Source organism: Streptomyces roseifaciens (genome assembly GCF_001445655.1).
Classification (GTDB): Bacteria; Actinomycetota; Actinomycetes; order Streptomycetales; family Streptomycetaceae; genus Streptomyces; species Streptomyces aureoversilis.
The window spans coordinates 3122522-3134622 of the sequence record NZ_LNBE01000004.1 but is presented as its reverse complement, the minus strand read 5'-3'; the positions used below and the strand labels follow the sequence as shown (position 1 = coordinate 3134622).

The 12101-nt window shown below is 72.7% G+C and carries 9 protein-coding genes; 2 read left to right on the top strand and 7 right to left on the bottom strand.

The window, feature by feature from the left end; genetic code table 11:
• Nucleotides 1–316: 316 nt before the first annotated feature.
• Both AS857_RS31280 and AS857_RS31275 read right to left on the bottom strand, forming a co-directional pair.
• On the bottom strand, nt 317–1972 hold the full coding sequence (locus AS857_RS31280) for a PucR family transcriptional regulator (RefSeq protein WP_058046515.1): 1656 nt from the start codon (nt 1970–1972) through the stop codon (nt 317–319).
• 100 nt (nt 1973–2072) lie between these two features.
• Complete coding sequence (locus AS857_RS31275) at nt 2073–4151, bottom strand: ATP-binding protein (protein WP_245700580.1); 2079 nt, start codon at nt 4149–4151, stop codon at nt 2073–2075.
• A gap of 463 nt (nt 4152–4614) precedes the next feature.
• Between AS857_RS31275 and gabT the strand changes: the two genes are divergently transcribed.
• Entirely contained in the window at nt 4615–5964 is a 1350-nt protein-coding gene (gene gabT / locus AS857_RS31270) for a 4-aminobutyrate--2-oxoglutarate transaminase (RefSeq protein WP_058046513.1), read from the top strand.
• 333 nt (nt 5965–6297) lie between these two features.
• Nucleotides 6298–7107, top strand: coding sequence for a phosphatase PAP2 family protein (locus AS857_RS38245; RefSeq protein WP_160330282.1), 810 nt, complete (start codon nt 6298–6300; stop codon nt 7105–7107).
• Here AS857_RS38245 and AS857_RS31260 read toward each other — a convergent pair.
• The 5 genes from AS857_RS31260 to AS857_RS31240 form a co-directional block, all read right to left on the bottom strand.
• A complete protein-coding gene (locus AS857_RS31260; protein WP_058046511.1) occupies nt 7034–7495 on the bottom strand; it encodes a hypothetical protein in 462 nt (153 codons plus the stop codon). The genes AS857_RS38245 and AS857_RS31260 overlap by 74 nt on opposite strands.
• A gap of 262 nt (nt 7496–7757) precedes the next feature.
• Entirely contained in the window at nt 7758–9170 is a 1413-nt protein-coding gene (locus AS857_RS31255) for an NAD(P)/FAD-dependent oxidoreductase (RefSeq protein ID WP_058046510.1), read from the bottom strand.
• Between the two features lie 4 nt (nt 9171–9174).
• Nucleotides 9175–10005 (bottom strand): ABC transporter permease, encoded by an 831-nt coding sequence (locus AS857_RS31250; RefSeq protein WP_058046509.1) that lies wholly within the window; start codon nt 10003–10005, stop codon nt 9175–9177.
• Entirely contained in the window at nt 10005–10928 is a 924-nt protein-coding gene (locus AS857_RS31245) for an ABC transporter permease (protein WP_058046508.1), read from the bottom strand. Before AS857_RS31245 ends, AS857_RS31250 begins: the two co-directional genes overlap by 1 nt.
• The gene (locus AS857_RS31240) at nt 10928–12091 is read right to left on the bottom strand and encodes an ABC transporter ATP-binding protein (protein ID WP_058046507.1); all 1164 of its coding nucleotides are present in this window, start codon (nt 12089–12091) and stop codon (nt 10928–10930) included. The genes AS857_RS31245 and AS857_RS31240 overlap by 1 nt, the downstream gene beginning before the upstream one ends.
• Between the last annotated feature and the right edge of the window lie 10 nt (nt 12092–12101).

Sequence of the window (12101 nt, the reverse complement as noted above, 5' to 3'; positions counted from 1 at the left end):
GCGGTGGAGCAGTACCGGTGCGGGGGGCACCGCAATGGCGGAGTGGCGGCGCCTCGTGCGCCTGCAGAGCTCAGGGCTTGCGGGCCTTCGCGACGGCATGAGGCCGGCGGTGGCGCGCCCCATGCGGCGCGCATGGGGCGCGCCACCGGCGCCACCCGCACGGGCCCCATGCCACCACGCGCTCGCCCCCGGCACGGCGCCGTGCCGGGGAGACCGGCCGCGGCCCCATGCGGCCCTCCCCCGAGCCGGACCGCGGACCCTTGAGCCTCCTCGGGCTTACAGGGCGCCCCTTCCGGCTTTCCGGTGCCCCAGGGCTCTACTCCTGCCCCGAGGCCGCTGTCGCCTTCAGGGCCAGCCACAGCTCCATACGGACGTCGGGGTCGTCGAGGGAGCGGCCCAGGATCTCTTCGACCCGCCGCATGCGGTAGCGCAGCGTGTGGCGGTGGACGCCGAGGTCCGCCGCCGCCGCGTCCCACTGGCCGTGGCGGGAGAGCCAGGCGCGCAGGGAGGCGACGAGGTCGCCGCGGCCGGTCGCGTCGTGCTCCCGGAGGGCCCGCAGCATGCCGTCCGCAAAGGCACGTACCGCGTCGTCCGCGAGGAGTGGCAGCACCGAGCCGGCGGCGACCTCTTCGTGCTCCACGAGGACCCTGCCGCGGCGGCGTGCGACGGACAGGGCCTGCTCCGCCTGGCGGAAGGCCGCCGCGGCCGCGATGGGCCCCGCGGGGGCGGACAGGCCGATGACGAGGTCGCAGGCGGGGGCGGCAGCGCTGCGGTCCCGAGGCCGCGCCTTCGTTCCGCGGCGGGCTTCTATGGCGCGGGCGTGTTCCCCGCATGCCGCGGCGACCGCCCCTCCGTCGGGTGCGAGGACGACGAGCCGGTCGCCGTCCGGGACGACCAGCAGCGGCTCCGCCACCCGGCCCGCAGCGGTCTCCAGGGTGTCCGCGAGTACGGCCAGCGGCTCCACGGGGGGCTCGCCCTCCCCCTCAGGCCCGACGCTGTCGGCGTCGGCGGGCACCTCCACCGCCTCCGCGACGATCACCCGGAACGGAGCGTCCAGCAGGCTTCCGTAGAGATCCCCTGCCACGGCCCGCGCATGGTCGGGTTCGCCGGCGAGGAGCATGCGCAGCAGCGCCGCGCCCAGTCGCTGCTCCGCCTCCTGCAGGGCCCGGGAGCGCTCGGTGGTGAGGGTGAGCAGAGCGATGGCGGAGTGCACGGCGTAGCGCTCGGCGGTCCCCAGGGGCGCACCCGTGCCGACGGCGAGGACCCCCCGTGCGCGCCGCCCGGAGCCGAGGGACTGCAGCTCGACGCGGTCGGCTCCCTCCTCGGCGGGATCCGTGCCCACGACTGCGGTGGCGGGCGCGGGGCGCTCCCGCAGCCGCTCGACGTCCGCTCCGAGGCGCGCGGCCCGGCGCGCAGCCCATTCGGGCGCTGCCGCGACGACGGAACCCGAGGCGTCGTACAGCGCCGCCCAGCCGTCCAGGTGCGCGGCCAGCCGGGCGACGAGGGCCGCCGGCCCGTCCGGGCCCAAGGCGGCGCGGGTCAGTTCACGCTGGGCCTCGAATCCGGCCGTCACCGCGCGGTACTGGTCGGCCGCGATGGCTGCGGACACCGCCTTCGTGATGGCGATGAAGGGCGTACGGCGAGGCACCTCCAGCAGCGGCAGGCCCTCGCCCCTCGCGGCGTCGACCAGGGGCTCCGGCACACGCTCGTAGTTGACGCCGACCGCGAAGCCTAGGCCGACGACGCCTGCGCGCACGAGGCGGCGGACGTACTGCCGCATGGCCTCGGGATCCTCCGCGTCGATCTTCAGCGCGGTGATCAGCAGCAGCTCGCCGCCGTCCATCCACGGCACGGGGTCGGCCAGCTCGCTGACGTGTGCCCAGCGGACGGGCCTGTCCAGCCGGTCCTCCCCCGCGAGGACGGTGAGTTTCAGCGCGGAGTGGTGGACGAGTGAGGCGAGCGTGAGGGGCATGGCACCTTCGGGAGGGGCGTCGTGGCAAAAGTGCCGTCGCGTATGAACATCTGCGACCGATTCTGCCTCAGTGGAGCAATCACCGGTAACACGAACCGGTTCACCGCTGCAGATCGACGAGCACCGGCGGCGCGCTGTTCCCCCGCACGGAGGTCACGGACAGCACCGCATGCCCCGCCGGCACTGCGTGCGCCAGCTCGGAGGCGGACCAGCGCTCCCGCTCCACCTTGCGCACCGTCACCGACTGCGCGGTCACCGCCCGCCCCGTGACCAGCCTGCGCACCACATGCGTGACGCGGGTCAGCGGCTCGTGGGCGATGACCTGACGGTCGGTGACATCGCGGGTCTCCACCCACTCCTTGCCCCACACCTCCGCGAAGCGCGCACCGTCCCAGGTGGTGACGCCGGAGAACGCCATGCGGCAGCCGACGGAGCCCAGCAGCGCGCTGCGCAGGGAGTCGGGTACGTCGTCGAGCGTACGGAGGGTGAGCAGCGCTCCCGCATTGGCCGAGCGGAGCCGCGCCAGGCCCCGTACGGCCTCGGAGGTGACGGTGTGGGTGGCGTCGTCGAGGACGAGACACGCGAAGAGGGAGCGGTCGCCCCGCGCGACCGCGCACTCCGTGAACTGGGCGAGGACGAGCCGGGCCAGCATCCGTGACGCCTCGGCGTGCCCGCGCTCGGGCAGGTCGATCCGGACGCGCAGGGGGTGCTCCAGGGCGCGCAGGGAGAAGGTGCGCGAAGGGTCGGTGGTGTCGAAGAAGCGGGCGAAGGCGGGGCGGTCGAGCAGCGCGAGGCGGTCGGCGAGCATGGGGCCGGCGTCGCCGGGGCGGTGCGCCTGCCGCTCCCGTGCGTCGAGCTCGCGGATGAGGGCCTCATGCCCCGCGTCCGTCAGGGCGGCGCGCAGGGAGGCCACGGCGGCGGGCGAGCCGTCCAGGAGCTCGCGCAGTTCGGGGACGGACGGGAAGCGGCCGTGAGCGGCCCGGTAGGGGCCGAGGATCTGGGCCAGCACGGTTGCGGCCCGGCGGACCCCCTCGCCCGGCAGCATGGCGGTGAGGTCGCCCACGAGGCCCTCGGCGAGCACGGCGGCGGCCTCGTCGGGGTCGTCGGTGCCGCCGTAGAGGTCGAGGTCGTACGCGGAGTCCGGTCGGCCGATACGCACCACGACGTCGAAGGCCTCGTCGGGCGCCAGGCCCGCCCCCGCCGCGCCGACCGCGACGACGGCCGCCCGGCCGGCGAGCGCTTGCAGGCACAGCGACTCCAGCACGGGGCGGATGAGCCGGTCGGTCTTGCCGCTGCCGGGCGGGCCGACCGCGAGCAGGGACGTACCGAGCAGGCGGGGGTCGAGGGCGAATCCGGCGCCCCGGTGCACGTACGGGTTGCGCTCGTCGTCCACGGCGGTGCCGATGCGCACCTGCCGGGTGACGAGGTCGTGGCGCGCGGCGCGTACGGGCAGATCGCGCGCACCGGACGGGTGGGCGCAGGCGGCCGCCCCGTGCCGCAGAACGGTTTCCGTGAACGCGGCGAGCCGTCCCGGCTGCACGCGTACGGTCTGCCAGGCCCGCTCGATACGGGCGTGGTCGACGTCGTTCATCAGCCCGGCCTGCGCCTCCGCGGCAAGCCTTTCCGCCGCCTCGTGCGCGCCCGCGGCGCGCAGCTGGGGCCAGTCGGCCGGGTCCTGGCGGGGGCCGCCTCCCACGGCGGCCGGAAGGGCTCCGCCGTCGTCCCACAGCCTCGCCAGCAGCGGCGCGAAGTACCGCCGCCAGACCTGGGGCCAGCGCCCCAGGCGGCCGAAGACGTAGACGAGCACGCCCAGGCAGACGGCGTAATAGGTGTAGACGGTCCACACCGCCGCCATGCCCCTGTGCCACGAGTCGGGGGTCAGGACGGTCAGCGGCCACAGCCAGTAGAAGCCGAGGTAGCCGTTCCACAGCAGCGACCCCAGCAGCCAGCCGCACAGGAGGGCGATGACCGCCCCGCTGAGGAGCTGCCGGCCCGGGATGCGGTCCGGTTCCTCCGGAGGCTTGGGGCGGTAGCCGTACGCCCAGATGCCGGGGCCCGCGGCGACACGGGGCGTGCGGAGCCAGGTGAGGAACGGGGACCGACCCTGCGGAGCCGCCCCGGGTGCCCTTCCGGGCTGCGGCGGCACCGCACGGGGCGGGGGCGGGGCCTCCGCAGGCATGGCGGGGGGCGCCGCATGGGGCGCCACGGGGGCCGCACGGGGCATGGGCGGAGGTACGGGGGGGCCTGCCGGCTGCCGGGGCCAGGGCCCGGCGCCGGCAGCCCGGGCTTGCGGCGGGCCGGCCGCCCCGGGCAGCCGGCCCCGTGCGCCCGGTGCGTCGTACGTGCCCTCGTGCTCCATCGCTGCCCCTCGCCCCCCGCCGGCCGACTTCTGGCTTTCTCGTCTGAGTGCGCGCCGTCGCTCAATCTAGTGGTCGGCCGTGGCGAGTTCAGCGTCCCCGGCCATGCCGCGCGCATGATCACCCGGGAAACGTGCTGACGGCCCTGTCACCCGCCGCCATGTCCGGTACGGACAACGCGACGCGCCCACTGCTCCCGAACGGAACATGCCCGACCCCCGCTCCCGCCCCTAGCCTGCGACTAAAAGTCCGATCGAAGCCCGTTCTCTCCCCCTGGAGCACCTCATGACCGAACTGACCGGAGGCCCGGCCCTCCCCCAGGAGCGCCGCATCGTCACCGCGATCCCCGGCCCGAAGTCGCAGGAGCTGCTGGCCCGGAAGAACGCCGCGGTCGCGGGTGGCGTTGGCCTGACGCTGCCGGTGTTCACCAAGCGCGCCGGCGGTGGCGTGATCGAGGACGTGGACGGCAACTCCCTGATCGACTTCGGCTCCGGCATCGCCGTGACCTCGGTCGGCAACTCCGCCGAGGCCGTGGTGCGCCGCGCCGCCGCGCAGCTCGCCGACTTCACCCACACCTGTTTCATGGTGACGCCCTACGAGGGCTACGTGGAGGTCTGCGAGAAGCTCGCCGAGCTGACGCCGGGTGACCACGCCAAGAAGTCCGCGCTGTTCAACTCGGGCGCCGAGGCCGTGGAGAACGCGGTGAAGATCGCCCGCGCGCACACCAAGCGCCAGGCCGTCGTCGTCTTCGACCACGGCTACCACGGCCGTACGAACCTGACGATGGCGCTCACCGCCAAGAACATGCCGTACAAGCACGGCTTCGGCCCGTTCGCCCCCGAGGTCTACCGCGTGCCGGTGGCCTACGGCTACCGCTGGCCCACCGGCCCGGAGAACTGCGCCGAGGAGGCCGCGGCCCAGGCCATCGACGCCATGACCAAGCAGGTCGGCGCCGACAACATCGCCGCGATCATCATCGAGCCGGTGCTGGGCGAGGGCGGCTTCATCGAGCCGGCCAAGGGCTTCCTGCCGCGCATCGCGCAGTTCGCGAAGGACAACGGCATCGTCTTCGTCGCGGACGAGATCCAGTCCGGCTTCTGCCGCACGGGCCAGTGGTTCGCGTGCGAGGACGAGGGCGTCGTCCCCGACCTGATCACCACGGCCAAGGGCATCGCGGGCGGCCTGCCGCTCGCCGCCGTCACCGGCCGCGCCGAGATCATGGACGCGGCGCACGCGGGCGGCCTGGGCGGCACCTACGGCGGCAACCCGGTGGCCTGCGCGGCGGCGCTCGGCGCGATCGAGACCATGCGCGAGCTGGACCTCAACGCGAAGGCCAAGCGCATCGAGGAGGTCATGAAGGACCGCCTCTCCGCCATGCAGGAGAAGTTCGACATCATCGGCGACATCCGCGGCCGCGGCGCCATGATCGCGATCGAGCTGGTGAAGTCCGGCACCAAGGACCCCAACCCGGAGGCCGCCGGCGCGCTCGCCAAGGCCTGCCACGCGGAGGGCCTGCTCGTGCTCACCTGCGGCACGTACGGCAACGTGCTGCGCTTCCTGCCGCCGCTGGTGATCGGCGAGGACCTGCTCAACGAGGGCCTGGACATCATCGAGTCCGCTTTCGCCCGCCTGTAGCCGCCGGTGAGGGGGGATGCGGGTGAAGAACCTGTGCGGAGCGGGTGGTGGACGGGTGATCCGGCTGTCCGGACCGCCCGCCCTGCCGTACGGTTTCTGCAGATGAGAGAAACACCTCGTCCGCAGGGGACTGCGGACGGAGCCGAGCCGGTACTTCCCCAGTGCCGACCCGGCCGTGCCTTCGCGCACACCACTGGAGCCTTGGGCTCCGGACATCCTCACCGATCGGATGGCCGCCCGCCCCATACCCCCCGGGGCGCGCGGCACCCCGGTCCTCACGGCGGCCTCGGAACCTCCCCCCCTGTTCCGGGGCCGCCGGCACGGTCCCGCCTCGTGCGCGGCCTCTTTCCGGCGTTCTGTGCGCTGCTCTTCGCTCTGGTCACCTGGCAGGTCGCGGTGCGCGGCCCCATGCGGACGCTCGACGAGGACCTCGGCCGTACGGTGGCGGACTCCCCGTTCCCCGGCACAGTCGCGCAGTTCCTCGCCGACCTCGGCAACGCATCGGTTGCGGTGCCCGTGCTGGTCGTGGCCATGGCCGTGTCCGCGCTGCTGCGTCGCCGCGGCCCCAGGCCGTGGCTGCCGCCGCTGTGGGCGGCCCTCGCCATGGCGGCCGTACCGGCCGTCGTCGTACCGGTGAAGTCCTGGATCGGCCGCACGGGGCCCCCGGCCATGGCCGCTACCGGAGCGCACGACGGCTTCTTTCCTTCAGGGCATACGGCCACCGCCGCCGTCGCATACGGAGCGGCTGTGCTGCTGCTTCTGGCGCCCCGTGCCGACTCGTTCCGCACGCCGCCGCATGCCGGTGCCTCCGTGACACCGCCCCATGCGGAGCCCGCCCGTGCGCTGCCCCATGCCGCCGCCCCTGCCGGCGTGCCGCCCCATGCCAAACCTGCTGGCATGAGGCCCCCCAACCGGCACGCGCGCGCACGCGCGTGGGCAGCAGCGGCGTACGTCCTCCTGAACGCAGGCGTCGCGGTCGGCCTGGTGCGGTGCGGCTATCACTGGCCGCTGGACGTGGTGGGCGCGTGGTGCCTGTCCGGCGTGCTGCTGTGGGGGCTGGCACAGGCCCTCACCCGTCCCGTCCGCCGGCCAGGTCCGCGGCGGCCTCGTGCATCGACAGTTCCAGCAGCGCCGGATCGGTGAGCGTGCCCACCCCGTCGGGCGGCACCACCCAGCGGACGCCCGAAGCCGCCCGCGCCGGGTGAGGGACGACGACCCAACTGCCGGCCCCGGCGGCCCGTACACCCGTGGCGAACCACCTCGCGGCAGTGCCCGGGGGGACGAAAAAGCCCATGCGGCAATCACCGAAGTCGGCCAGGACGGGCCCGACCCGGGCGGTGCAGCGGGTCAGGATCTCCAGGGTCGGGCGGCCCAGCTCGCTGGGGAGGATGAGAACGTCCCAGAGCCTGCCGGCGGGCAGCAGCGCCACCCCGAGGGGATTGCGCTCCCACTCCCACCGGCAGGTCCCGGGGTCGGGTGCGGCCGTCGCCAGCCACTCCACCGCGCTCCGCTTCCCCGCGTCGTCACTCATGACAGAGCCTCCGTTCCGTGTTCGCTCGTCCTGCGTTCACGGGTGGAGAGGCCTCGGAGTGCGGATCATTACGCGGGTTTCCGGGTCCGACCGGAGGTGAAGGATTCACTGTCCGCAGGGCGGCGCGCCCCGTGCGCCCCCAGGGCGCACGGGGGGGGCGGGGCCGGCGCCTGCATGGGGCAGGGGCCCGGCGCCTGCATGGGGCCCGGAGCGCGAAGCGCGGCATGGGGCCCGGCACGAGGCACGAGGCTCCCGACCGCCCTCAGCTGTCGAAACCCAGGCCCACCTTGTCCATGGCCTTGAGCCACAGGTTGCGGCGGCCGCCGTTTTCGTCGGCCTTCGTCATCGACCACTGGGTGATGCCGATGCCCATGGAGCGAACCGGCTCGGGCGGGAACGGCAGCGGCTTGCTGCGCACCATCTCCAGCTCGGTCCGCTCCGTGCGCTCCCCGGAGAGCAGGTCGAGCATGACGTCGGCGCCGAAGCGGGTGGCACCGACGCCCAGACCCGTGTAGCCGAGGGCGTAGGCGACCTTGCCGCCGTGCGCCGTGCCGAAGAAGGCAGAGAAGCGCGCGCAGGTGTCGATTGCGCCGCCCCAGGTGTGGGTGAAGCGCACCCCTTCGAGCTGGGGGAAGCAGCGGAAGAAGTGCTCGGCGAGCTTCTGGTACGTGGCCGGGTGGTGGTCGTATTCCGCCCGGACGCCGCCTCCGTAGTGGTAGACGATGTCGTAACCGCCCCACAGGATGCGGTGGTCGGGCGTGATGCGGAAGTAGTGGAAGTGGTTGGCGGCGTCCCCCAGTCCCTGCCGTCCCTTCCAGCCGACGGCGTCGAGCTGTTCGGCGTTCAGGGGCTCCGTCATGAGCGCGTAGTCGTAGACCGGGGCGATGTACGGGCGGACGCGCTTGACGAGCGAAGGGAAGGCGTTGGTGCCGAGCGCGGCGTGCCGGGCGTAGACGCGCCCGTAGGGGGTGCGTACGGCGATGCCGGCGGCGCGGGAGGACAGTTCGGTGCCCGGCGTGTGCTCGTAGATGCGCACACCGAGCTCCGTGCAGGCGCGCTTGAGGCCCCATGCGAGCCGGGCGGGGTGCAGCATCGCCACCCCGTCGCGGTCCCAGAGCCCGGCGAGGAAGGTCGGGGAGTGGACCTCGGCGCGCAGGGCCGCGCGGTCGAGGTATTCGTACCCGGTGATGCCGAGGGCCTCGAGCTCCTCTGCTGCCTCCTGCAACTCGTGCACCTGGTGCGGGGCGGTGGCGATGTCGATCTCGCCGGTGCGCTCGAAGTCGCAGTCGATGCCGTGGCGGGTGAGGGTGGCTTCGATGTCGTCGAGGTTCTGCAGGCCGAGCTTGTGCAGCGTGGTGAGCTCGTCGGGCCAGCGTGCCGCGCCGTTGGCCCAGCCGTGGGTGAGGGAGGCGGAGCAGAAGCCGCCGTTGCGCCCGGAGGCGGCCCAGGCGGTCTCCTGGGCCTCGATGAGGACGACGTCCCGGCCGGGGTCGCGCTCCTTGGCGAGGAGCGCGGTCCACAGTCCGGAGTATCCGCCGCCGACGACGAGCAGGTCGCAGTGCTCGTCGCCGACGAGCGCGGGGAGCGCCTCCGGCCGGGAGGGGTCGTCGAGCCAGTAGGGCCGGGGGGCGGCGTCGGAAAGTGCTTGGACAGGGTTCATGGCACGAGCGGCCATGTTCTCAGCTCCTTTTTCGGCGCCCGCCGATCAGCTGACCGACGAGGACGCACAGCACGGCGACGGCGAACATCGCCGTCCCGATGACATTGATTTGAACGGGTGTGCCCCGTTGTGCGGATCCCCAGACGAACATGGGGAAGGTCACAGTCGAGCCGGCGTTGAAGTTGGTGATGATGAAGTCGTCGAAGGACAGGGCGAAGGAGAGCAGGGCGCCCGCCACGATGCCGGGGGCGGCGATCGGGAGGGTGACCCGCAGGAAGGTCTGCAGCGGGGTGGCGTAGAGGTCCTGGGCGGCTTGTTCGAGCCGGGGGTCCATGGACATCACCCGGGCCTTGACGGCCGTCACCACGAAGCTCAGGCAGAACGTGATGTGGGCGATCAGGATGGTCCAGAAGCCGAAGGTGACGCCCATGTTGAGGAAGAGGGTGGCCAGCGAGGCGGCCATGACGACCTCGGGCATGGCCATCGGCAGGAAGATCAGGGTGCTGACGGAGGACCGGGCGCGGAAGCGGTAGCGGGCGAGAGCGAAGGCGAGCGCCGTGCCCAGGACGGTGGCGCCCACGGTCGCCCAGACGGCGATCTGCAGGCTGAGCGAGAGGGAGCCACACAGGTCGGCGACGCCGCACGGGTCGGTCCAGGCGTCGGTGGAGAAGCGCTGCCACTCGTAGTTGAAGCGGCCATTGGGCTTGTTGAACGAGAAGACGGTGACGACGACGTTGGGCAGCACGAGGTAGGCCAGTGTGGCCAGCCCCGCGAGCACGACGAGGTTGCGGCGGAGCCACCGCACGGGGCGGCTGGAGAGGACGGCCGGGCGGGCGGGCGTAGCAGTCATCAGACCAGGTCCTCCGTCCCGGACTTGCGGATGTAGACGGTGACCATGGCGAGGATTGAGGCCATGAGGATGAAGGACAGGGCGGCGGCGGTCGGGTAGTCCAGGACGCGCAGGAACTGGGACTGGATGACGTTGCCGATCATTTTCTGGTCTGTGGAGCCGAGCAGCTCGGCGTTGATGTAGTCGCCCGTGGCGGGGATGAAGGTGAGCAGCGTGCCGGCGACGACGCCGGGCATGGACAGCGGGAAGGTCACCTTGCGGAAGGTCGTCAGCGGGCGCGCGTAGAGGTCGCCGGCCGCCTCGTGCAGCCGCGAGTCGATGCGCTCCAGGGACGTGTACAGCGGCAGGATCATGAAGGGCAGGAAGTTGTAGGTCAGGCCGCAGACGACGGCGAGGGGCGTGGCGAGCACACGGTGCCCCTCGGTGACCCCGAGGGCGTTGGTGACGTCGAGGACGTGCAGGCTCGCGAGGGCGGAGACGACGGGGCCGCCGTCGGAGAGGATCGTCTTCCAGGCGAGGGTGCGGATCAGGAAGCTGGTGAAGAACGGCGCGATGACGAGGATCATCAGGACGTTGCGCCACCGGCCGGCCTTGAAGGCGATGAGGTAGGCCAGCGGGTATCCGAGGGCGAGGCAGAGCGCCGTGGCGGTCGCGGCGTAGGCGACGGAGCGCAGGAACTGGGGGTAGTACTCGGTCAGCGCGTCCCAGTACGTGGCGAAGTGCCAGGTGACGTCGAAGCCCTCTTCGAGCGATCCGGTCTGTACCGAGGTGGAGGCCTGGTAGACGAGCGGGGCGGCGAAGAAGACGAGCAGCCACAGGATGCCGGGGAGCAGGAGCCAGTACGGGGTGAGCTTCCTGCCCCGTGCGGCCGTGGGGAGGGGCGGCGCGGGAGGCGCAGGGGGCTGGTCGGTGACGAGTGCCATCAGGTGCCCTCCCCCGCGTCCGTGCCCGCCTCGATGCTCTGCGCGGCGTCCAGGCCGAAGCTGTGCCCGGGGTTCCAGTGCAGGACGACGTCGGCGCCCGGGGCGAGGCGGCTGTCGCGCTCGATGTTCTGCTCGTAGACGGACAGCCCCGTGGCCACGGGGCTGTCGACGAGGTACTGGGTGGAGACTCCGATGAAGCTGGACGCGGTGATGCGGCCGTGGACGCGGTTGCGCCCCTCGGGGATGGTGCCGGCGTCGTCGGCGTGCGTCAGGGTGATCTTCTCCGGCCGTATCCCGACGAGGAGCTTCCCGCCCGCACGGGGGGCGGTGGTACATCGCGCACGGGGCAGGGCGAGTTTGGTATCCGCGGCGCGCAGGAGGAGGGTCTCGCCGGAGACGTCGAGGACCTCTGCGGTGATGAGGTTCGAGGTGCCGAGGAAGTTGGCGACGAAGGTGGTGCGGGGGGTCTCGTAGAGGTCGGCGGGGGCGCCGAGCTGCTCGACCCGTCCGGCGTTCATGACCGCGACCGTGTCGGCCATGGTCATGGCCTCCTCCTGGTCGTGGGTGACGTGGATGAAGGTGATGCCGACCTCGGTCTGGATGCGCTTGAGCTCCAGCTGCATCTGCCTGCGCAGCTTGAGGTCGAGGGCGCCGAGGGGCTCGTCGAGCAGCAGCACCTGGGGGTGGTTGATCAGGGCGCGGGCGACGGCGACTCGCTGCTGCTGGCCGCCGGAGAGCTGGTGGGGCTTGCGGCGGGCGTAGTCGCCGAGCTGGACGAGGTCGAGCATGTCGCCGACCTGCTTCTTGACCGACTTGATGCCGCGGCGGCGCAGGCCGAAGGCGACGTTCTCGTAGATGTCGAGGTGCGGGAAGAGCGCGTAGCTCTGGAAGACGGTGTTGACGGGGCGCTTGTGCGGGGGGAGGGCGGTGACGTCCTGGCCGGCGAGCTCGACGGTGCCGGTGGTGGGCTGCTCCAGGCCGGCGATCATGCGCAGGGTGGTGGTCTTGCCACAGCCTGAGGCGCCGAGCAGGGCGAAGAAGGAGCCGGCGGGGACGCTCAGGTCGAGCGGGTGAACGGCGGTGAAGGCGCCGTAGCTCTTGCTGATGGCGGTGAGGCGGACGTCCGTGCCGCTGCTGCTGTCGGTCGGGGCGGTTGTTGTCATGGGTCTTGGG